The sequence below is a fragment of the Pseudomonas sp. S2_B07 genome (genome assembly GCF_054668435.1).
In genome coordinates this window covers 5,654,668-5,679,893 of sequence record NZ_CP162769.1, presented here as the reverse complement: position 1 = coordinate 5,679,893, position 25,226 = coordinate 5,654,668, and the positions used below count along the sequence as shown (strand labels likewise).

Annotated in this window: 4 protein-coding genes; all 4 read right to left on the bottom strand. The window is 63.1% G+C overall.

Features of this window, described 5'->3' with window-relative positions; translation table 11 throughout:
- Positions 1–73: 73 nt before the first annotated feature.
- On the bottom strand, positions 74–11,851 hold the full coding sequence (locus AB4N43_RS26120; protein WP_460152198.1) for a non-ribosomal peptide synthase/polyketide synthase: 11,778 nt from the start codon (positions 11,849–11,851) through the stop codon (positions 74–76).
- Entirely contained in the window at positions 11,851–22,818 is a 10,968-nt protein-coding gene (locus AB4N43_RS26115; RefSeq protein ID WP_460152196.1) for an amino acid adenylation domain-containing protein, read from the bottom strand. The genes AB4N43_RS26120 and AB4N43_RS26115 overlap by 1 nt, the downstream gene beginning before the upstream one ends.
- A 242-nt stretch (positions 22,819–23,060) precedes the next feature.
- Positions 23,061–23,795: a thioesterase II family protein gene (locus tag AB4N43_RS26110; RefSeq protein WP_027925502.1), complete on the bottom strand. Its 735-nt coding sequence runs from the start codon at positions 23,793–23,795 to the stop codon at positions 23,061–23,063.
- A 171-nt stretch (positions 23,796–23,966) separates the two neighbouring features.
- The gene (locus AB4N43_RS26105; protein ID WP_027925503.1) at positions 23,967–25,139 is read right to left on the bottom strand and encodes an MFS transporter; all 1,173 of its coding nucleotides are present in this window, start codon (positions 25,137–25,139) and stop codon (positions 23,967–23,969) included.
- Positions 25,140–25,226: the final 87 nt, after the last annotated feature.

The window sequence follows — 25,226 nt, the reverse complement described above, 5'->3', positions numbered from 1 at the left end:
GTAGGAGCATGGCTTGCCAGCGATAGCGCCCTTGAGATCGCCATCGCGGGCACGCCTTGCGCCTACAGAAACGTCATGCAATGACCCTGCGACGCTCCAACAGGTCTTCCAACTCATCCAGCAACCCGTCGCTACGCAGCAGTTCGTAATGTCCGCCGGCCAACAGGCGATCCACACCATGGCTGCCGACCTGCGCCTCGAACACTCGACGCTCCTCCTCGCGCTCGGCCACCCACCAGCGGTGCGCCGCTGCTTGAATCACCGGCAGTTGCCGATGCGCCAGCGCCAGTTGCTTGAGGCGTGAACCTGTCGCGAAGATCTGCGTGAGTTCCCCTGCGCCCAACGTGGCTTGTTCGTTGGAGCCGTGCATGACCGCCTCGATCACGGCGCTGGAACCTTCACGCTCGTTCAAGTCAGCGGCTTTCAACGCGATCAATGCCTGTGCCTCATCGGCCGGCAACCCCAGCACAAACTTCAGGAAGTCCCCCAGATCCTCGCGCCAGTCCCCCGCTTCTGCCGTGCCCGCCACGTAACTGTCGATCAGCCCGGCAAACGCAACCGTTTCACCCCGGGATTCCAGTTCGTGAGCGACCAATTGCGTCAACGCACCGCCCAACGACCAGCCCAACACGTAATACGGCCCCTTGGCCTGCTGACCGCGAATCCGCTGCGCATAGGCTTGCGCCATGGCCAGCAGCGACTCGTCCTGCCACTGCGGATCAAGCAGCATGCGGCATTGCACGCCGTACACCGTGCGCCGTCCTTCCAGGCGTCGCGCCAGCGGTTCGTAGTCGAACACCGTGCCGAAACCGGCGTGCAGGCAGAACAACGCCGGCACGTTGGGGATCCGTGCATTCAACGCCAGCAACGGGTCCGGTGCGGTCGCCGGTTCAGCCAACTGATAGTCGCTGAGCTCAGCGATGCACGGTTTCTGCATCAGATCCCGCAGCTTCAATTCAAAGCCCAATTGCGGCTGACTGCGCACCCGCGAAATCACTTTGAGCACCTGCAACGAATCGCCGCCGAGTTCGAAGAAGTTGTCGTCGATGCCCACTTGCGGCACGCCAAGCACCTCTTGCCAGATCGCGGTCAGCGCCGTTTCCAGCGGGTTGCGCGGCGCGCGATAGCCGCCAAGCGCCCATTCCGGCGCAGGCAGTGCGCGACGATCAAGCTTGCCGTTGGCCGACAGCGGGAAGCACTCCAGGACCATGATCCGCGCCGGCACCATGTAATCCGGCAGTTGCGCTTGCAGTTCGGCCTTCAAGCGACGATCCAGACCGACTGCGCCGGCCGCCACCACATAACCGACCAATTGCTTGCCGGTCGGTGTGTCGTGAACCACCACGGCGGCATCCTGCACGCCCGCGCACTCACGCAGGCGCGCTTCGATCTCGCCCGGTTCGATACGGAAACCACGGATCTTCACTTGCTGGTCGAGCCGTCCCAGGTAGTCGATCAACCCGCATTCGCGCTGGCGCACCAGGTCGCCGGTGCGGTACATGCGGCCACCGGCCTCGAACGGATCGGGGATGAAACGCTCGGCGCTCATGCCCGGACGCTGGTGATACCCCCGCGCCAGGCATTCGCCGCCCAGGTACAGCTCGCCGCTGACGCCGACCGGCAACGGATTGAGGTCGGCATCAAGCACGTACACACCACGCCCGGCCACGCCTCGACCAATCGGCGCATACGCCGCGTCGCAGGTTTCGCTGGTCTCGGCACGCCACAACAGCGGCGTGACCACGGTTTCGGTCGGGCCATAGCCATTGACCAGACGCTGCGGACGCAAGGCGCGTTTGACCTGTTCGAAACTGGCGTCCGGCACCGCGTCACCGCCAAAGCAATACACCTCGACCGCTGGTGGATTGCCCAGACGCTCGGCGACTTCGGCCATCTGTTGCAGGTACGCCGGCGGGAAGCAGGCGACGGTGACGGCATGACGATGCAACACTTCCAGGGTCTGTTCCGGGGTCCACACAGTGTCCTCGCGGATCACCAGACTGCCGCCGGCCAACAACACACTCAGCCAACGCTCCTGAGCGCCGTCGAAGGCGAACGACATGAAGTGCAGTTCACGGCTGCGCGGTGCCAGTTCGTAGAGTTCGATAATGTCGCGGCAATGCCGGGCAATCGGCCCGCGTTCCACGGCCACGCCTTTGGGTTGGCCGGTGGAGCCGGAGGTGTAGATCAGGTACGCCAGATGCCCCGGCAACGAATTGGAAAGCGGGCACGCCGCGTTGTCGACGACGCGCAACTGATCGAACGGCAGGCGTGGTGGGCTATCCGCCAACGGCAGCCGTTCGCCCAGATCGCTGTCGCAGAGCAACAGACTCGCGGCCGAATCGCTCAACATATAAGCCAGTCGCTCGGCCGGGTACGCCAGGTCCAAAGGCAGGTAAGCCGCCCCCGCTTTAAGCACCGCGAGGAACGCAATGATGGTGCGTTCGGAACGCGGCAACGCTACCGCCACCAGACTTTCCGCGCCAATGCCCCGGTCGATCAGCTGCTGCGCCAGCCTATTGGCTTGCGCCTCAAGCTGTGCATAGCTGATGTGCCGATCCTCACAGATCAAGGCGATTTTCTGTGGCTGCGTCTGTACATGCTGATTGAACGCGTGCAACACATCGGCGCTGTCGGTCGACGCTTGCGGCAGGCTGATACGCGATTCAGGCAGGCCAATGGTGCCGAGCAGACACGTCGCATCTTCCGGCAACGCACGCAGCAACCCTTCAAGCTGCGCACGAATCCGCTCTACTTCCACGTCACTGAAGCGGTCCCGCAGGAACAGGTACTCGACTTCCAAACCTTCTTCGTTGGCACTGACCATCAAGTCCATCGGGAAGTTGGTCACGCCGCCGCTGCCGACCTCGGCAAAACGTAGCTCACCTTCCTCGCCCCCGCGCAGCGCGCGGTCCACCGGATGGTTTTCGAACACGATGATGCTGTCGAACAAACCCTGGCCACCCTGCCCGGCCCAACGCTGAATGTCCGACAACGGCGTGTGTTCGTAGTCGCGGACCATCAAGTTGTAGTCCTGCAACTCGCGCAACCACTCGCCCAACGGCTGTTGCGGATCAAGCGTCTGGATCACCGGCAAGGTGTTGATGAACAGGCCGAGCATGTCCTGCGCTCCGGCCAATCCGGTCGGACGCCCCGCCACCGTGGCGCCGAACGCGACGCTGCGCTGGCCGCTGTGGCGTTGCAACAGCAACAACCACGCACCTTGCACCAGGGTGTTCAGCGTCACGCGTTGACGCTTGGCAAAGGTGTGCAGTTTGCGCGTCGCCTCGCTGTCGAGGTTGCTGTACATCACGCCGTGCCCGGAGCCAGCGGCACCCGAGGCCTTGGCCAGAATGGTCGGTTCTTCGAGCAATGCCAGGCGCTCGCGCCAGAAGCCTTCGGCCTGCGCTCCGTCCTGACGCTGCAGCCAAGCGATGTAATCGGCGTAGCGACCGGTCAGGCTCGGCAAGGTGTCGTTGTGGTACAGGCGCAGCATGTCGCCCAACAGACGCGAGGCGCTCCAGCCGTCCAGCAGCAAGTGGTGGTAAATCCAGATCATCTGGTAACGGTCATCACCGAGGCGCACCAGGATGAAGCGCATCAGCGGCGGGCAGCTCAGGTCGAAGCCCTTGGCCTGTTCCGCGGCGGCCAGTTCCTGCAACGCATGCTCGGTGTCGCTGCGCTCACGCCAGTCGAGTTCTTCGATGGGCAACTCGACGTCGGCGAACACCGCTTGCAGCGGATCGGCCAAGCCATCACGCCAGCGGAATGCCGCCCGCAGCACTTCGTGACGCTCCACCAGAATCTGCCACGCCGCGCGGAAACGCGGCACCTGCAAACCGTCCACCGCCACGCTCAACTGGTTGACGTAAGGGTTGAGTTCCGGTGAATCGAGACAATGGAACAACATGCCTTGCTGCATCGGCGACAACGGATACAGGTCTTGCAGACCTTCACGGGCGGCAACGTCGATGTGCGGCACCAGCGCAAACGCCGGGACTGTCGGCACGTCAACCAACGCCGCTTCACGGCTGCTGGCCACCACGGCCAACGCACGAATCGTCTGTTGTTCGAACAGTTGCTTCGGACTGAACACCAACCCGCGCTGCCCGGCACGGCTCACCGCTTGCAGCGAGATGATCGAATCCCCGCCCAGTTCAAAGAAGTTCTCGGTGACGCCCACCGACTCCAGCCCCAGCAGTTCCTGCCAGATCTCCACCAGCAGCGCTTCGGCCGGCGACGCGGCGACGACGTGATCGTGCTGCTGCCGAGTGGCCTCAGGCGCCGGCAGTCCTTGGCGATCAAGCTTGCCATTCGGCGTCAGTGGCAACGCCGCCAGGCACATCAAATGCGCCGGCAGCATGTGTGCCGGCAAGCGGCTGCGCAGATGAGCCGTCAGCGCTTCACGCAGGTCCTGCTCATCGGCGAGCGGATCACGCGGCACCACGTAACCGACCAATTGGCGACTGACCGGGCCGTCGCGGTCGATCACAAAGGCTTCACGCACGCCTTCATGTTCAAGCAGGCAGGCTTCGATTTCGCCGAGTTCGATACGGAACCCGCGAATTTTCACTTGCTGGTCGATCCGGCCCAGGTACTCAACGACGCCATCGGCACGGAACCGCGCAAGGTCACCACTGCGGTACAAACGCGCACCCTGCACGAACGGATCCGGCACAAAACGTTCAGCCGTCAAATCGGGACGCTGATGGTAACCCCGGGCGACACCCTCGCCGCCCAGGTACAACTCGCCCGCGACGCCGACCGGCAGCGGCTGCAAACCGCCGTCCAGAATATAGGCGCTGCGATTGCCCACCGGCCGGCCTATCGGCATGAATGCCGAGTCGAATTCGGTATCCGGGTACGCCAGCCAGATCAGCGGCGTGATCACCGTTTCGGTCGGGCCGTAACCGTTGATCAGCCGTTTGGGTTGCAGCACCTGTTGCACTTCATCGAAGGCATGTTTGGCCATGCCTTCACCGCACGGGGTGTAGGAACGGATCGGCAGGTCACGCCCCGCTTCGCCCATGAAATCGGCGATCTGCGCCAGGTAGCTCGGGGTGAAACAGGCGATGGTAATGCCGTGTTTTTCGATCTCGGCGCAGGTGCGCTCGACACTCCACAACTCATCGTCACGGGGCATCACCGCCGAACCGAACACCAGCGGCGTCAGCCAGCGCTCGTGGGCGCCGTCGAAGCTGATCGAGGCGAATTGCAGCTCGCGGTCGTCCGGGGTCATGCCGTACAACTCGCCAATCGACAGGCAATGCATGGCCAACGGACCGTGGGCCACGCTGACGCCTTTTGGCCGCCCGGTGGAGCCCGAGGTGTAGATCAGGTAGGCGAGGTTTTCGCCACAGGTCAGGTTGACCGGGTTGGTGTCAGCCATCGATTCCAGCGGTTCGCGGTCGACTTCCAGCACTGGCAGACCTGGCGGCAACGGCAGTTTTTCCCGCAGCCACGACTGGCTGATCAGCAGCGCAATGCCGCTGTCTTCCATCAGATAACGCAGACGTTCGGCCGGGTACGCCGGGTCCAGCGGCACGTAAGCACCGCCGGCCTTGAGGATCGCCAGCAGGCCGATGATCATTTCCGGCGAACGCTGCATCGCCAGGCCGACCCGCACTTCCGGGCCGATGCCCAGTGCGCGCAAGCGATAGGCCAGTTGATTGGCGCGACGGTTGAGCTGGTCGAAGCTCAGTTCCAGGTCGTTAAAGATCAACGCGGTGGCGTTCGGGCGGATAACCGCTTGGGCTTCGATCAATTGATGCACGCACAGCGGGTTTGCCGTGGTGGTGAACGCAGGGTTCCACTCGACCAATTGTTGCGCGCGTTCCGGCGCGGTCAGCAGCGCCAGTTCACTCAATGCGGCCTGAGGCGCGGCGACCATCGCTGACAGCAGCGCGGCCAAATGCTCGCTCATGCGGACAATCGCTTCGGCGCGGAAGTGAGCGCACTGATAGCTCCAGTTCAGGCTGAGCTGGCGCTCAGCAGTCGCCGCCAGGGTCAGCGGGAAGTTGGTGCGTTCATGGTTCTGCGGGACCGAGAAGCTCAACCCGGCCGGTGCGCCCCGTTGCAGCGCTTCGGCCACCGGGAAGTTTTCGAACACCAGCAGGCTGTCGAACAGCGGCTCGCCGGCCCGCCCGGCCCAGCGCTGAATGTCGCCCAAGGCGGTGAATTCATGCTCACGCAATTGGAGGTTCTGCGCCTGCAAGCGAGTCAACCAGTGGCCGACACTTTCAAGCGCATCTGGCGTGCTGATCACCGGCAAGGTGTTGATGAACAGCCCGAGCTGGCTTTCGGCCCCTGGCAAATCGACCGGCCGCCCCGCCACGGTCGCGCCAAACGCCACGCTACGCTGGCCACTGTAGCGCTGCAACAGCAGCGCCCACGCGCCTTGCACCAAAGTGTTGAGCGTAACTTTCTGCTGACGGGCGAACTCGCTGAAGCGTTGGCTGGTGGCTACATCGAACGTCTGGCGATGGTCGCCAAACCCTGCCGTCGACAGGTGTTTACCGCCGCCATGGGCCAGGCTCTGCGCCAACAGCGTCGGGTTGTCGAGGTTGGTCAGTTGCTCACGCCAGAACAGTTCATCGGCCTGCGCGTCCTGACGTTGCAGCCAGCCGATGTAATCGGCGAAACGCCCGGTGGGCGCCTGCACCGCTTGCCCGGCATACCGCTGCAGGACTTCACTGAGTAACAGCGAATTGCTCCAGCCATCCAGTAACAGGTGATGGTGGGTGTAGATCAGTTGTTGGCGATCATCGTCGAGTCGCACCAACGTCAAGCGCATCAACGGCGCCCGGGTCGGGTCGAGTTGCAAGCGTTCGTTGTCAATCAATTGAATCAACGCTTCGGCCTGATCGCCACGACGACGCCAGTCGAGGCAGGTCATCGGCAAGTGCAGATGACGATGGACCAACTGCACCGGCGCTTCGAATCCCTCCGGGAAGTGGAAACTGCTGCGCAGGATCGGATGGGTGTCGAGCACCGCTTGCCATGCACGGCCCAGTCGTTCGGCGTCGAGGCCACGGACTTCGACGCTGAGCTGGTTCACGTAGGCGCCAGACTCCCCCTCATACAGGCTGTGGAACAACAAACCGGCCTGCATCGGCGACAGCGGATACACGTCCTCGATCTGCGCCGGCGGCACCGGCAGATCATCGAGTTGCGCCTGGGTCAGCCGCGCCAGAGGGAAGTCCGCCGGGGTCACGCCGCCCGCCCCATCGCTCAGGCAATGGGCGATCAGCGCCAGCAGTTCGATACGGAAATCTGCCGCCAGGGCTTCGATTTCGCGCCGGTCGAAGCATTCGCGGCTGAAGGTCCAGTCGAGCTTCAGTTCGCCGCCATAGACCTGACCGTCCACCGACAGCCAGTTCGGCAACGGTGCCTCGGCCGATTGCGCGGCACCGCTGGATTCGCGGGCCGGGGTGAACAACGCGTCCTCGGCAAAGCTCTGGTCGAACTGGCCGAGGTAGTTGAACGTCACCCGCGCCTGCGGCAACGCGGCCAGTGCCGCTTGGGTCAACGCATCGCCCATGTAGCGCAACAGGCCGTAGCCCATGCCTTTGCCGGGGATTTCGCGCAGTTGCTGCTTGATCGCCTTGATCGAACCCGCCAGGTCGGCGGTCGGCGTCAGGCGCACCGGGAACAGGCTGGAGAACCAGCCGACGGTGCGGGTCAGGTCGATGTCGTCGAACAGTTCTTCGCGGCCATGGCCTTCGAGCTGAATCAGCGCCGATTGGTCGCCGGTCCAGCGGCTGAGGGTGCGGGCCAGTGCGGTCAGCAGCAGGTCGTTGACTTGCGTGCGGTAGATCGCCGGCGCCTGTTGCAGCAATTGGCGGGTTTGTTCACGGTCCAGACCGATGCTGACGCCCTGGCGCAGATGCCCGGCCTGACTGGCGTGGGCATTGGCAGCCGGCAACCAATCATTCGCCACGCTCAGCTGCGCCTGCCACCAACTCAGTTCATCAGTGGCTGCTTCGGAGCGTGCATAGGCGTCGAGTTTCCCGGCCCACGCCTGGAAAGCGCTGGTCTTCGGCGGCAGCGCTTGCCCAAGGTAGGCCGCCTGCAAATCTTCCAGCAACACCCGCCAGGACACACCGTCCACCGCCAAGTGGTGAATCACCAAGAGCAAACGCTGGGAGCCATCGGCTTGCGCAATCAACGCCACGCGCAGCAAGGGACCGTCTTGCAAACTGAGGCTGCGTTGCGCTTCATCGCACACCGATTCCAGCGAGGCATCACTGGCCACGCGGGCGGTCCAGAGCATGTCGATCACGTCCGCGCTGTCGGCCCCGACATAACGCGCCGACCATTGGCCTTCGACCTGACTGAAGCGTAAACGCAGGGCATCGTGCTGCTTGAGCAGGCGTTGCAGCGCGGCTTGCAGGCGCGGCAGTTCGAGGGTTTCGCGCGGCGTCAGCAACACGGCCTGGTTCCAGTGCGCGCGTTGCGGGATGGGTTCGGCGAAGAACCAGCGCTGGATCGGCGTGAGTATTTGCACACCGTCCACTGGCCCTTGTTGCGCCAGCGGCGCGGCGTGCTCTTTGACCACCGCGGCCAGCGCTTGCAAGGTCTGCTGCTGGAACAAGTCGCGGGGTTGCAGGCTCAGGCCTGCACGACGCGCACGGCTGACCACTTGAATCGAGATGATCGAATCACCGCCCAATTCAAAGAAGTTGTCCTGACGCCCGACCTGCTCCACGCCCAACACGTCCTGCCAGATCTGCGCCAGCACTTGCTCGTGTTCGCTGCGCGGTGCTTCGAAGGCGCGTTGGCTGATGTACGCGGTGGGCGCAGGCAGGCGTTTGCGGTCGAGCTTGCCGTTGGGACTCAAGGGCATTTGTTCGATCAGCACGGTCTGCGCCGGCACCATGTAATCCGGCAGGCTCGCGAGCAGATGGCTTTTCAGGGTTTCGCGCCACGCGCCTTGTTGATCGGCAGTGGCCTCCAGCAGTGCGCGATCCTGCGGCACGAGATACGCGACCAATTGCTTGCCGCTCGGACCGTCGAGGGCCAGTACCACGGCTTCCTGCACGTCGGCATGTTCTTGCAGGCGCGCTTCGATTTCGCCCAGTTCGATGCGCAAACCGCGAATCTTCACTTGGTGGTCGATGCGCCCGCAGTAATCGATGGCGCCGTCGGTGCGATATCGCGCCAGGTCACCGGTACGGTACAGGCGCTCGCCGCTGCCGAACGGATCGACCACGAAACGCTCGGCGGTCAACGCGCCGCGACGGTAATAACCACGCGCCAGGCCGACACCACCGAGGTACAACTCGCCCACCGCGCCCAGTGGCAATGGTTGCAGTTCACTGTCGAGGATGCAGGCGCGCAGGTTGGCAATCGGGCGCCCAATCGGCACGCTGTCGCGGCCTTCTTCCACGCAGGTCCAGTGGGTCACGTCGATGGCCGCTTCGGTCGGGCCATAGAGGTTGTAGAGGTTGGCGTGCGGCAGACTTCGTAGCGTCTGGCGTTGCAGCTCCATTGGCAGCGCTTCGCCGCTGCAAATGATCCGTGTCAGCGAGGTGCAGGCCAAAGATTCGTCAGCGCCGATGAACGCGGAAAGCATCGACGGCACGAAGTGCAGCGTGGTGATGGCTTGCTCGACGATCAACGCAGCGAGGCATTGCGGATCGCGATGCTCACCCGGCGCGGCGATGACCAGCGTGGCGCCTTGCGTCAAAGGCCAGAAAAACTCCCACACCGACACGTCGAAACTGAACGGTGTTTTTTGCAGCACGCGGTCGGTCGGCAGCAGGTTGTAGGCGTCTTGCATCCACTCCAGACGGTTATGCAGCGCCACATGGCGGTTGCCCGCACCTTTGGGTTTGCCGGTGGAACCAGAGGTGTAGATCACGTAGGCGAGGTTTTCGCCGACGGCCCGACTCTTTAAATCAGAAGCAGGCAAATCAGTGCCGGGCAGATCGTTCAGCCAATCAGCCTCGGGGCGCAGGCACAAGGTCCGCAGGGTATCGGGCGTCGGCAATTGCGCCAGCAGATGTTCCTGGGTCAGCAACAACGAAATACCGCTGTCTTCGATCATGTAGCTCAGGCGATCCCGCGGGTATTCCGGGTCCAGCGGCACATACGCGCCACCGGCCTTGAGAATCGACAGCAGGCCGACCACCATTTCAAACGAACGCTCGCAGGCAATCCCGACAATCACTTCCGGGCCGACACCCTGGGCGCGCAGGTGATGGGCCAGGCGGTTAGCGCGCAGGTTCAGTTCGGCGTAACTCAGGGTCTGGCCCTGGAACACCAGCGCCGTCGCCGCGCCGTTTTCAGCCACGCGCTCTTCGAAATGGCGCTGTACGCAGACGTCGCCCGGATAAGCCTGAGCGGTGTCATTGAGTTCATCGAGAATGCGCAGACGCTCGTCGGCGTCCAGCAGCGGCAACTCGGCGAGCGGGCATTGCGGGTTCGCCAGCACGCCGGCCAACAGGTTGCGCCAGTGGCGGGCCAGATGCTCGATGCGCTCGGCGTCGAACAGATCGGTGGCATACGTCAGGCTGGCGAACAGCTTGTCGCCCTCCTCCTGCGTGTCCAGTTGCAGGTCGAATTGCGTGGTATGCGCCGTGGCGTTCAGCGCTTCGACCCGCAGGCCGGCGAGCAAGCCGCTGACCGCTGCCGGTTTGGCTTGCTGGTGGTTGAACATCACCTGGAACAGCGGGCTGTGGCTGAGGCTGCGTTCACCTTGCAGCGCCTGCACCAGACGTTCGAACGGCAAGTCCTGATAATCCTGGGCGTCCAGCGACGCGGTGCGGGTCTGGTCGAGCAATTGGCTGAACGGCAGGCGACCGTCCAGTTCGGCGCGCATCACCTGGGTGTTGACGAAGAAGCCGATCAGGCCACGGGTTTGCGCACGGTTACGATTGGCAATCGGCACGCCGATGCGCACGTCGGACTGGCCGCTGTAGCGATAGAGCAAGGCCTGAAAACTTGCCAGCAACAGCATGAACGGGGTAACGCCGCGCTGTTTGGCCAGGCTCATCAGGCCGCTGGCCAGCTTTGCATCGAGGGCGAAATCCAGACGTGCACCGCGCTGGCTCGGTTGTGCCGGGCGTGGGCGATCAGTCGGCAACTCCAGCAGCGGTTGTTCGCTGCCCAACGTGTCACGCCACCAGTTGAGCTGGCGTTCCAGCTCCCCCGCTTCCATCCAGCGACGCTGCCACACGGCGTAGTCGGAATACTGGATCGGCAGCGGTTCCAGCGCTGCGTTTTGCCCTTGGCAATGCGCGGCGTAGAGACGGGAGAACTCCTCCACCAACACGCCCATCGACCAGCCATCGGTGACAATGTGGTGCAGGGTCAACAGCAGCACATGGTCTTCGGCATCCAGTTGCAACAGGCTGACCCGCAACAGCGGCCCGTGTTGCAGATCGAATGGGCGAGCGATGTCCTGTTCGACGCTTTTCATCGCGAGATCGAGGCGATGTTCCTGAGGTTCGTCGCGCAGATCGATGTGTTCGATCGCCAGCGATGTGAACTCGGCCAGCGTCTGAACGACTTGACCGTCATCCTCGATAAAACGGCTGCGCAGGCTTTGATGCCGCTCCAGCAACACATCAAAACTCTGCTGCAACGCTGCGACATTCAGCGACCCGTGCAAGCGCAACGCCGCCGGGATGTTGTACGCAGCGCTCTGCGGGTCAAGCTGCCAGAGAAACCATTGGCGCTGCTGCGCGTATGACAGTTCAAAGCTCGTTTGCGGCTCGGCAGCCGGCGGAATCGGCAATTGGCCGAAGCTCACGCCCTGCTCTTGCATGCGGCTCAGAAACTCGCGGCGCTTGTCGGCGGGCAGGCCGGCGAAACGGCTGGCGATACGCTGGGCAGTGGTGTGTTCCATCAGTTGATCTCCATCTCGTCGAGAAGCGACTCAAGCGCATCAAGACGTGCATCGTTGTCAGCCGGGGCGTGTTGCCCGGCCATGGCGGCATAAGCCTGCAGGTCGGTGGATTCGAACAGCGCGCGCAGCGGCAGCTCGATGCCCAGTTCCAGTTCCACACGGGCACTGGCCTGGGCGGCGAGCAACGAATGCCCGCCCAGTTCAAAGAAATTGTCGCGCCGGCCGATCTGCGCCACGCCCAGCACCTCAGCCCAGATCGCCGACAGTTGCTGTTCGAGGACACCTTCGGGGGCTTCGAACGGACGTTGCCAGTCCTCGGCATCCGGCGCGGGCAAGGCCTTGCGATCGAGCTTGCCGTTGCCGGTCAGTGGCAAGGCGTCGAGCAACAACCAATGGCTCGGCACCATGTAATCTGGCAGATCGACCTTGAGCGCGGAGCGCAGGGTGTCGCGCCAGGCAATCGGGTCATGCGGGGTGTGCTCGGCCACCACGTAGGCGCACAACTGCGCTCCGCCGTCGCCGTTGTGGACGTTTAATACCGCTTGGCGCACGCCCGGTTGGGCCAGCAGCGCGGCTTCGATTTCGCCGAGTTCGATGCGAAAACCGCGAATCTTCACTTGCTGGTCGATGCGGCCAAGGTAGTCAATGCTGCCATCGACACGCTGGCGCGCCAGGTCGCCGCTGCGATAGAGGCGTTGCGAAACGTCAAACGGGCTCGGCACAAAACGCTCGGCGGTCAGGCCGAAACGCCCGTGATAACCGCGCGCCAGGCCGGCGCCCGAGATATACAACTCGCCTGCAACGCCCACCGGTACTGGCTGTAACTGACTGTCGAGCAAGTACCAGCGCAGGTCGCGGATCGGCAGGCCAATCGGGCTCAGGGCCTTGCCGTGCAGGTCGGCCAGACGAATCGCACGGTAGGTCACGTGCACCGTGGTTTCGGTGATGCCGTACATGTTGACCAAAGTGGGTTGCTGGTCGCCAAAGCGTTCGAACCAGGGGCGCAGGCTCGCGACGTCGAGGGCCTCACCGCCGAAAATCACCTGCCGCAGGGCCATGCTGCGCGGGCTGGCGCAGGCAATCGGCATCAGTTGGCGGAACGCGCTCGGGGTCTGGTTCAGCACCGTCACGCCTTCATCGCAGAGCAAACGGTGAAACGCTTGCGGCTCGCGGCTGATGTCATGCGGCACGATCACCAGGCGTCCGCCGGTGCACAGCGAGCCAAACAGCTCCCACACCGAAAAGTCGAAGGCGTAGGAATGGAACAGCGTCCAGACATCGTTCGGGCCGAAGTTGAACTCGTCGGCGGTGGCGCTCAGCAGGCGCCCGACGTTGGCATGGCTGAGCAATGCGCCTTTGGGCCGCCCGGTAGAACCGGAGGTGTAGATCACGTACGCGAGGTTGTCAGCGGCCGCCAGCGACGGCAGGTTGTCGTCGCTGAAGGTGTCCAGCTCCAGCGATTCCAGGATCAGCACCTGCACGCCCTCGCAAGAGGACAAACCGTCGATCAAATGCTGTTGGGTCAGCAGCAGCGTGAGGCCGCTGTCTTCGATCATGTAGCTCAGGCGCTCGGCCGGGTAGTGCGGATCGAGCGGCACGTAGGCACCGCCGGCCTTGAGAATCGCCAGCAAGCCGACCACCAGCGGCATCGCCCGCTCGGTGGCAATGCCGACCCGCACTTCCGGCCCGACACCCTGCTCCCGCAGCATACGCGCCAGTCGATTGGCCCGGGCGTTGAGCGCGGCGTAGGTCAGTTGCTTGCCTTCGCAGACCAGTGCAATGGCGTTCGGCTGTTGCGCGGCTTTAGCTTCGAACATCCGGTGCAAGGTTGGCGACAAGGGTTGCGCCTCGAACGCCGGGTTCCAGTACTGGATCAACGCGTCGGATTGCGGTGCATGCAGCAGGGGTAATTCGGCGACGCGTTGCTGTGGATCATTGACCACCGCGCGCAGCAGATTCAGCCACTGCTCGGCGAGGCGCTGCATCGACGCCTCGTCGTACAGATCCGTGGCGTAAGTCAGGCTGGCATCGAGCGCTTCGTTCTGCTCCTGGGTGTCGAGTACCAAATCAAACTGGGTGGTCTGCTGCTGCCAGTGCAAACGCTCGACCTGCAAACCGGCCATGCTGCGCTCGACGCTCGCGCCCAACTGCTGCTGATGGTTGTAGAGCACCTGGAACAACGGGCTGTGATTGAGGCTGCGGTCCAGTTGCAAGGCATCGACCAATTGCTCGAACGGCACGTCCTGATGGGCTTGCGCATCCAGGGCAACCTGCTTGACCTGTTGCAGCAACGCACTGAACGGCTGCTGCCCGTCGATCTGTGTACGCAGCACCTGGGTGTTGATGAAAAAGCCGATCAGGCCTTCGGTTTCAATACGCGAACGTCCGGCGCTTGGCACGCCGACGCTGATGCTCGACTGCCCGCTCTGTCGATGCAGCAAGGTCTGGAAACTCGCCAGCAACAGCATGAACAAGGTCACTTGCTGCTCTTGGGCACGCTGGCGCAAACCGGCCAGCAACTCGCGATCAACGTTCAGCATCAGGCTGGCGCCACGCTCAGAGCGACGGGCCGGACGGGTCAGCTCACTCGGCAACTCCAGCGGAGTCTGGCTGCCGGCCAGTTGTCCGCTCCACCATGCCAGTTGCCGTGCGCCCTCGCCGGCTTCCAGCCAGTCGCGTTGCCAACGGGCGTAGTCGCTGTAGTTCACCGGCAGGCTGGCCAGATCGGCACCATGGCCGTCGACGGCCGCCTGATACAGCGCGCTGAACTCATCGACCATGACCTGCATCGACCAGCCATCGGCAGCAATGTGGTGCACGGTGAGTACCAGCACGTGTTCGTCGGCGTTCACTTGCAGCAGCAAGACGCGCCACAGCGGGCCGTTTCGCAGGTCGAACGGCCGGGCGATTTCTTCCGTCACCGCGCTGTCCACCGACAGCTGATCGAGCGTGCGCAGTTCCAGTTGCAGCGCCAGCGTCTCATGCAGCACCGGACGCGCCTGCTGGCCATTCTGATCGAAGGTGGTGCGCAGGGTTTGGTGACGGGCCTGCAATTGCGCGAACGCTTCGCGCAACGCAGTGAGGTTCAGCGACCCCTTGAGGCGCAATGCAGCGGGAATGTTGTAGGCCGGGCTTTGCGGGTCCAGCTGCCAGAGAATCCATTGGCGTTGCTGGGCGTACGACAGCATCGGCGGTTGATCGACTGGCGCAGATTGCAGGACCGGCTGACCACTGATGTTCGCCAGCGCCGCACGCTCGGCAAATTCCGCCAGAGTCGCGGCCGAGAACAGGCTGCTCACCGACAATTCGAGGTGCACTTGCTGGCGCACCCGCGATATCACTTGAAGCACCAGCAACGAGTGACCGCCCAGTTCGAAAAAGTTGTCGTTGCGCCCTACTCGCTCGACCTGCAACACGTCCTGCCAGATAAGCGCCAGCTGCGTTTCCAGCCCTCGGGCCGGGGCCACGAAGTCACGTTGTACGCCGCTGACTTCAACGCGGGGCAAGGCCCTTCGGTCGAGTTTTCCGTTGGTGTTGAGCGGCAACCTGGCCAGCAGGATCAGGTGGCTTGGCACCATGTATTCCGGCAACGACTGACGCAGAACCGCCTTGAGACCTTCCAGATAGTCAGTTTCAGAAACCACCGCATCGTTGGCCACAACATATGCCACCAACTGCACGCCGTCCTGAGCGATGACCGCCGCTTCACGCACGTCCTCGCGAGCTTGCAGACAGGCTTCGATCTCGCCCATTTCAATGCGGAAACCGCGGATCTTTACTTGATGATCGATACGGCCGACGTATTCCAGATTCCCGTCAGCGTTGTAGCGCGCCAGGTCGCCGCTGCGGTACAGCCGCGCGCCCGGCTCACGGGCAAACGGGTCCGGCAGGAAACGTTCGGCGGTCAGCGCCGGGCGATCGAAGTAGCTTTGTGCAAGGCAGGTCGGTGCGCCGATGCACAGCTCGCCGACGCCACCGTTGGGCAACAACTGAGCGGACGCATCCAGCACGTACAACGCACGACCGGCGACGGCGCGACCAATCGGAATGCCGAACGCATCGCAGGCATCCTCGAGACGGCATTCATGCACGCTGGACACCACGGTCGCCTCGGTCGGGCCGTAGGTGTTGAGCAGTCGCACGTGGCTCAATCCAGCTTGATGCCACAAGCGCAAACCTTCGACCGACATCGCTTCACCGCCGACATGCACCTGACGCAAATCGCCGAGATTGCTTATGTCGCCACTAGCACATTCGCGGGCGAGCAAATACCAATAGGCCGCTGGCAAGTCCGCCACGGTCACGCCTTGCTGGACGATTTCAGCCGCCAGTCGCCCGGCATCCCACAGCGCATCGCCACGCATGATCAACGCCGCGCCGACGCACAACGCCGGGAAGCACTGCTCGACGAAGCCGTCGAAACTGAAGGTCGCGAACTGCAACACGCGGTCCGCCGCCGACAGCACCGAATAGTCGGCGGCGCTTTGGCAGAACTCGCGTAATGCGGCGTGGGCGATGGCCACGCCTTTGGGTTGGCCGGTGGAGCCGGAGGTGTAGATGACGTAGGCCAGATCTTCGGCAACCGCATGGCTTTGCGGATCGTGTTCAGGGAAACCGACGTTGTCGTCGAGGCTGAGACGGCGCACGCCTTGACCACTTTCCAGCAGGCCGGATTCGCACAGCAGCACATCGAGGCGGCTGTCGTCGACCATGTAGGCCAGGCGTTCGGCCGGGTAGCTTGGGTCCAGCGGCACGTACGCCGCGCCGCTTTTCAGCACCGCCAGCAGGCTGACGATCAGTTGCGGCCCACGGCGCAGCGCCAGCCCGACACGCTTGCCGGGACCGGCACCGTTTTCAATCAGGCGATGGGCCAGGCGGTTGGCCTGGGTGTTCAGCTGGGCGTAGCTCAAGGATTGACCGTCAACCTGCAATGCCAGTGCATTCGGCGTATTGGCAGCCTGAGCGGCGATGTGTTCATGGACCAACAGGGTGGTGGATAACTGAACCGGGGCCGGCTGACTGAGCGCAAGCAGCGCATTTTTGCCCTCGACATCGAGCAATTCCAGCGCACCCAAAGCCGCGTCCGGCAGCGCCATCAACTGCATCAGCAGATGCTGCAGGTTGGCCGACAACTCAGCGATTTGCGCCGCACTGAACCGCGCCGCGTCGTAGCTGAAATCCAGGCTCAAACCCTCGCCCAGTTCGATGCCGAGGGTCAGTGGATAGTGCGTGCGCTCGTGGTTGTGCAGGTTGCCGAACGACAACCCGGCCGGTGCGCCCTGCTTCAGCGCTTCGGCGACCGGGAAATTTTCGAACACCAGCAGGCTGTCGAACAGCGCCGAACCCTGCTGCCCTGCCCAGCCCTGAATGTGGTAAAGCGGCACATGCTCGAACTCGCGCATGGCCAGGTTCAGCCCTTGCAGTTCGCCCAGCCATTGGCTGACGGTTTGCGCAGGCTTCATCGCGCAGACCAGTGGCAGCGTGTTGATGAACAGCCCGAGCTGTTCTTCGATCCCCGGCAGCGGCGCCGAACGACCCGCGACGGTGGCCCCGAAGACCACGCAATCCTGACCGGTGTAGCGGTGCAGCAACAGGCTCCACGCCGCTTGCAGCACGGTGTTGAGGGTGACTTTCTGTTGCCGGGCGAAGTCGGCCAGACGCTGAGTGGCGCGGTGGTCGAAGGCTACTCGATAGGCTTCGCTGCCCTCGGCACCCACGGGCGGGCGCAAGGCTTCGGCGAGCAAGGTGGGCGCTTGCAGCGGCGCCAGCACGGCTTTCCAGAACCGCTCGCCAGCGACGGCGGATTGCTGCTGTAACCAGCCCAGATAATCGCGGTATTGCCCGGTCGGTGCCGGCAGCGATTGCCCGCTGGCGTAATGCTGGATCACTTCGGCCAGTAACTGCGCGTTGCTCCAGCCGTCCATCAAAATGTGGTGGCTGGTGTAGATCAGGTGCCAGGCGTCAGTGTCGGCACGAACCAGCTTCAAGCGGAACAGCGGCGCGCGCCCCAATTCGAAACCGTGGGCGCGCTCGGCATCGGCCAGCGCCTCGGTGTCGGTCGCTTCCAGCACCTCGAGCGGCAATGCAACCTGACGGACGATCGCCTGATGCGCGGTGTCGAGTCCTTGCCAGTGGAAGCTGCTGCGCAGAATATCGTGGCGTTGCAGTGCGGTCTGCCAGGCACAGGCAAAGCGCTGCGGATCGAGGCCTTGAATGTCCAGGCGCAACTGACTGATGTACGCGCCGACGTGCGGTTCGTAGAGGGTGTGGAACAGCATGCCCTGTTGCATCGGCGACAGTGGATACAGGTCCTCAAGAGTTGCCACCGGCAATGCGTCGAGTTGCGTCTGGCTGAGGCGCGCCAGCGGGAAGTCGGACGGCGTGGCTTGCGGCACTTCAACGGCGCAGCAGTGATCGATCAGCGCTTTGAGTTCCTGCGCGTAGTCGTCCGCCAGACGCTGGATAGTCGCGGTGTCGAACATCTCGCGGCTGAAGCCCCAACTCAATGACAATTCGCCGCCGTAAACCTGGCCTTCAACTGTCAGCCAGTTGCCCAGCGGCGCCGACGGATCCTGCGCCACGCCGGTACCTTCGGTGGACGGCACGAACATTGCGCCGTCGTCGAACTGACGGTCGAATTGCCCCAGATAGTTGAAGGTAATGCGCGGTTGCGGCAACGCGGCAAGTTCGGCGCTCAACACCGAGCCGCCGAGATAACGCAATGCGCCATAGCCGAGTCCCTTGTCCGGCACGCCGCGCAGATGTTCCTTGATGGTTTTGATCGAGGCGCCGAGATCGCTCGACGGCACCAGATTGACGGGGAACAGACTGGTGAACCAGCCCACGGTGCGGGTCAGGTCGATGTCGTCGAACAGGTCTTCGCGGCCATGCCCTTCCAGTTGAATCAGCGCGCTGCCCTGCCCGCTCCAGCGACAAACCGCGCGCGCCAGTGCAGTCAGCAGCAGGTCGTTGACCTGGGTGCGATAGGCCGCCGGGGCGTGTTGCAGCAGTTTTCGGGTGTGTTCGGTATCGAGTTTGAGCTCGATTTTGTGCTCGAAACGGTTCTCCAGCGCGCCGTTCGGGCGGTCGCAGGGCAGACTATTCGCTGCGCTCTTCAGTTGGGTCAGCCAATAACCGAGGTTGTTTTCAAACGCTGGAAGATGATCTTGCAGACGGGCAACCCAGCGCTGATAGCCGCTGGTTTTAACCAACGACACCTTGTTGCCGCTGTAGAACTGCTGAAGATCTTCCAGCAGCACGCGCCAGGAGACACCGTCCACCGCCAGGTGATGAATCACCAACAGCAGGCGTTGTGTACCGTCAGCCATCGCCACCAGCAGCGCACGCATCAGCGGGCCATTTTGCAGATTGAGACTGCGTTGGGCTTCGTCGCACAGGGCGTTAAGTTCGTCGTCGGAGTGCGCCTGACGCTGCCACAGCACCGACTCCGTGGTCGGCGCGGCGTAGGTTTGCTGCCAGCCGTCAGCAGTCTGCTCGTAGCGCAGGCGCAAGCTGTCGTGGTGGGTCAGCAATTGCTCAAGGGCACGGTCCAGCGCCTCGGCGTTCAACACCTCGCGTGGCACCAACAGCAGCGACTGGTTCCAGTGCTGACGCTCGGGGATTGCCTGTTCGAAGAACCACTGTTGCACCGGCGCCAACGCCAGCGCGCCGATTGCCGGGCCCTGGTCGATCAACACCTGTTCGCCGCTGCGGGCCGCTTGGGCGAGACTGCGAATGGTCTGGTGCTGGAACAGGTCCCTGGGGCTCAACACGATCCCGGCTTGGCGCGCGCGACTGACCACTTGCATCGACACGATGGAGTCGCCGCCCAGTTCGAAGAAGTTATCCTCCAGACCGACGTTATCGACAGCCAACACGTCCTGCCAGATCGCAGCGAGGGATTTTTCCAGTGCGCTGCGTGGCGCGACGTGTTCGCGTTGTTGTTGTGAACCCTCAACCGCCGGCAAGGCTTTGCGGTCGAGTTTGCCGTTGGGGGTCAGCGGCAAGTGATCGAGGAACAGCAGGAACGCCGGGACCATGTAATCCGGCAAATGCTGGCGCAGTGCGGCTTTCAAGGTTTCACGCTGAGTCGCTTGAGCGTCGGTGTCGCCCAGCAACACGGGATCGTTCGGCACGATGTAGGCCACCAATTGCTGGCCGTTGACCCCGTCCTGCGCCAGCACCGCCAGTTCGCGCACGGCGTCCTGCTGCAACAGCCGCGCTTCGATTTCAACGAGCTCGATGCGAAAGCCCCGAACCTTGACCTGATGGTCGATGCGCCCGACGTATTGCAACGTGGCGTCGGCCTGATATCGGGTCAGGTCGCCGGTGCGGTACAGGCGCTCGCCATTGCGGGCGAACGGGTTTGGCACATATTTTTCGGCGGTCATGCCCGGCCGCGCGAGGTAACCACGGGTGATCCCCGCACCGCTCAGGTAAAGCTCGGCAGAGACACCTTGCGGCACCGGTTGCAGCTCGGCATCCAGCAAATAGCTGGCGGTGTGTTTGAGCGGGCGACCGATGTTCGCGTGGCCACCGGCCTCGCGTCGGGTCCAGGTCGAATACGTGGTGTCTTCCGACGGGCCATACAGGTCGTAGACGTGTTCGACGGTCGGTTGCTGATACAGCGCGTCCACCAGACTCTGCTTCAGCGGTTCCCCGGCGAGGTTGATGATGCGCACACACGGCGGAATCTGCCCGTCGCGCTGCAATGCATTGATCGCCGACGGTACGGTGTTGATCAGGCGTACTTGATCCCGCGCCAGCAGTTGCGGCAATTCCAGGGCATTGCGGGCGATGATCACCGAGCCGCCGTTGGCCAGGGTCACGAATAGCTCCCACACCGACAGGTCGAAGCACACCGAGGTCGAGGCCAGCACACCCTGGATGTCTTCGCGGCTGTAGACCGATGCCGACCAGTCGATCAGCGCCAGCACATTGCGATGGGCGATGGCCACGCCTTTGGGGTTGCCAGTGGAGCCGGAGGTGTAGATCACGTAGGCGAGGTTGTCCGGTGTGACGCCGGTTTCGGGGGCGTTTTCCGGGTACTCGGTCCACGTTTTGTCGCCCAGCAGCAACACTTGCATATCGGCTGTCACGGTCAATGTCGTGGCGACCGATTGCTCCGTCAGCAACACCAAGGCGCGGCTGTCTTCGAGCATGTAGGCGACGCGTTCGGCCGGGTAGTCCGGGTCCAGCGGCACGTAGGCGCCGCCGGCCTTGAGTACCGCCAGCAACGCCACCAGCAGGTTTTCCGAACGCTGCATCGCTACGCCGACGCGGACTTCCGGGCCGACACCCAGTTCGATCAGTTTGTGCGCCAGGCGATTGGCCTGAATGTCGAGTTCTGCGTACGTCAGCTGCCGGGTGCCGAAGGTCACCGCCAATGCATTCGGACTGGCCGCGGCTTGCTGGCTGATCCGTTCATGAATGCACAGGTCTTGCGGGTAGTATGCGTCGGCGCGATTCCAGTCATGCACGATGCGCTGGTATTCCGCGCTTTCCAGCAGCGGCAAATCGCTGATGCGCTGCGTCGGATCGCTGACCATGCCTTGCAGCAGACGGGTCCAGTGCCGCGCCATGCGCGTGATGGTGTCGGCGTCGAACAAGTCGTTGGCGTAGGTCAGCGCGGCGTGCAGCTTGCCGCCCTTTTCGTAGGTGTCGAGGGTCAGGTCGAACTGCGTGGTGCGCCCTTCCCACTCGATCACGCCCAGCGCCAGGCCGGACGCCGTGCTGACAGAGGCAATGTCCGCGACCTGTGGCTGGTGGTTGTACATCACCTGGAACAGCGGCGTATGGCTGAGGCTGCGTTCCAGTTTCAGCGCCTCGACCAGACGCTCGAACGGCAAATCCTGATGGGCCTGGGCACCGAGGGCAGTTTCCTTGATGGCGCGCAGCAAGTCGTCGACGCGGGTCTGGCCATCGAGTTGCGTGCGCAATACTTGGGTGTTGACGAAGAACCCGATCAGGCCTTCGATCTCGGCGCGATTGCGGTTGGCAATCGGCACGCCGACGCGGATATCGGTCTGCCCGGTGTAACGATGCAACAGCGCGTTGAAGGCGCCGAGCAACAGCATGAACAAGGTAATGTTGTGTTTCTGCGCAGTGGCGCGCAGTTGTTCCGCCAGTTGTGCGTCAACGGCAAATTCGTAGCGAGTGCCGCGATAGCTGGGCATTGCCGGGCGCGAGTGGTCGGTGGGCAGTTCCAGCACCGGGTGTTCATTGCCCAACTGTGTTTGCCAGTAATCGAGTTGGCGCGCCTGCTCGCCCGCTTCCAGCCAGCGGCGTTGCCACAGGGCGTAGTCGCTGTACTGGATCGGCAATGGCGCGAGTTGTGGTTGTGTGCCCGCGTCGAACGCGTCGTAGCAGCGGATGAATTCGTCGATCAGCACGTTCATCGACCAGCCGTCAGACACGATGTGGTGCAGAGTCAGCAGCAGCACGTGTTCCAGATCGGCGAGTTTGAGCAAAGTGACGCGCAGCAACGGGCCGACTGACAGATCGAACGGCTGCACCGATTGCTGTTCGGCGGCTCGCGCAACGGCGAGTTCGCGCTCCGTGGCCGGGAGCGCGCTGAAATCCACATGATTGATGACCAGCGGCGCGCTGGCCGGTACTTGCAGCAAGCGGTCGTCGGTCTGGCGCTGGAACACCGTGCGCAGGGTTTCGTGACGTTCAACGAGGCTGGCGAACGCTTGCTCCAGCGCGGGCAGGTTAAGCCGCCCGGTCAGGCGCACCGCGCCCGGCAGGTTGTACGCGCCGCTGTGCGGGTCCAGTTGCCAGAGAAACCACATGCGTTGCTGTGCGTATGACAACACTTGGCGATCCTCGGCCTCGATGTCAGCCGGGATGGGAAACCGGGCGAAATCAACGCCCTCCTTGTGCAAGGCCGCAAGGAACATCTGGCGCTTTTCCAGGGGCAACCCGATAAACCGGCGAGCGAGTTTCAAGGAGTCTTCAGCATTCATTTCTAAGCATCCGGATCAGTGGCGGGAAGCACAAAGGCACGTCGTCCCTATAAAACGAATGCACACCGGAAAAATTAACGAATGAGAATAAGTATCAGGAAGGAGACAGAACGCGGAGTGTCGGGTTGGCGAAAGTCCAATGCAGGAGTGAGCTTGCTCGCGATAGCGGTCTGTCAGTCACATCCCTGTTGAATGTACCGACGCCATCGCGAGCAGGCTCACTCCTACAGGGATTGGATGTGTCAGGCACTGGCGGCCATGGCATGCCGGCGATGGTGGATCTCGAGCTGATCCTTGATCACTCGCAGCACCTTGGCCTCGTGCTCATGGATGAAGAAGTGACCACCGCCAAGCATGTCCACGGAAAAACTGCCGTGGGTTTCCTTGCTCCAGCCGATCAGCTGTTCCGTGGTCGCGCGATCAGCCTTGCCGCCGAGCACGTGCACCGGGCAGTTGAGCAAGGGGCGCTGCTGTGGTTCGAAGCGTCCGCACAGCAGGAAGTCCGCGCGCAGGACCGGCAGCGTCAGGCTCATCAGTTCTTCGTTGGCCAACACTTCTTCGCGGGTGCCATTGAGCGTACGCAATTGCTCGATCAGCTCGGCATCGGTTTTCGGCTCGGCAAAACCGCGATCGTAGTCCGCACGCATCGTCGGCGCAGCGGTGCCTGAAGCGAACAGCGCCACCGGCTCCGGACCGCCCAGCGAGCGCAACGCATGGGCCATTTCACAGGCGAGCAAGGCACCCAGACTATGGCCGAAAATCGCGTAAGGGGTTTTCAGCGTGGCGATGTGTTCTTGCGCGAGTTGCAGCGCCAGGCGCCGCATGTCGGTGTGCAACGGCTCGCCGAACCGTGCGCCACGGCCGGGCAGTTCCACCGGTTGCAGTGTGAGCCACTCCGGCAGTTTGCGCCGCCAGCGGCTGTAAACCATGGCGCTCGCGCCTGAATAGGGCAGGCACAGCAATGTCAGCTGGGTCACCGGGCTTACCTCGAAAAGTTGTCTATCAAGGGAACGGATGAGCGCCGCGGAGAATTAGTCGTACGCATCCCCTTGTAGGAGTGAGCCTGCTCGCGATAGCGGTAAGTCAGTCAATTCAGATGGTGACTGTTACACCGCTATCGCGAGCAGGCTCACGCCTACAGGGGGGCTTTATTTCAAGTGGCGGAAGCTTTGGACAGCGGAAATGAGGACCACCAGGCCGGCAGCTATCGCCACCCAAAACCCGCTGCGCGCGCCGAACGCATCCACCAGCCACCCCGAACTCGCCGCACCAATCGCCACGCCAATACTCAACCCCGTCACCAGCCAGGTCAGGCCTTCCGTCAGCTTGGCCGGTGGCACGATGCGCTCCACCAGGGCCATGGCGACGATCAAGGTCGGCGCAAAAAACAGCCCGGCCACAAACACCGCCAACGACAACCCTAGAATGTTGCTCGCCAGCAACAACGGCAGCGTCGTCAACGCTGTCGCCACCCCGCCGTACAGGAACAATCGCGGCAATGGCACCTTCGAACGCAAGGCCCCGAACGCCAGCCCGGCCATGCATGAACCAATCGCATACACCGACAACACAATGCTCGCCGCCGCCGGTTGGCCCTGCTGCTGGGCGAACGCCACGCTGACCACATCGACCACGCCAACAATGGTGCCCATGGCGACCATCAACAACATCAGCAACTGAATCTCGACGGAACGAATGATCGAGCCTTGATGGTGTTCTTCATGGGGATGAATGGCCGGCTCGGTGTCGCGTTGCAGGACGAAAGCCGTGACACCAATCGCCAGCATCAACAACGCCGCGAGCGGCCCGGCCTCGGGGAACGCCACCACGCACAAGCCCACCGACACTGGCGGCCCGACGATAAAGCAGACCTCGTCCAGCACCGACTCCAGGGCATAGGCGGTTTGCAGTTCGGGCTGGCCGCGATAGACCTCGGTCCAGCGTGCCCGCACCATCGCCGACATGCTGGGCATGCAACCGGCCAGCGCGGCGAACACGAACAACGTCCAGTGCGGCGCCTGTAAACGGGTGCACAGCAACACCAGCAACAACGCCCCGCCGCCGATCAGCGCCGAAATCGGCAAGATCCGGCGTTGGCCATAGCGGTCGACCAATCGTGAGACCTGCGGCGCGCAAAAAGCTGTGGCCAAGGCAAAGGTTGCCGCCACGGCACCGGCCAGTCCGTAACCACCCTGCAGTTGCGAGAGCATGGTGATCAGGCCGATGCCGGTCATGGAAATCGGCATGCGCGCGATCATGCCGGCCAGCACGAAGGCTCGGCTGCCGGGGGCTTTGAACAGATCGCGGTAAGGGTTGGCCATGGGGTGCGGGTCTCGACAAGGGACTGCAAATTGCCATAAGGCTGATTGAGGGGAAAGCGCCCAATTGTTGGTGGAATGTGAAGGCCC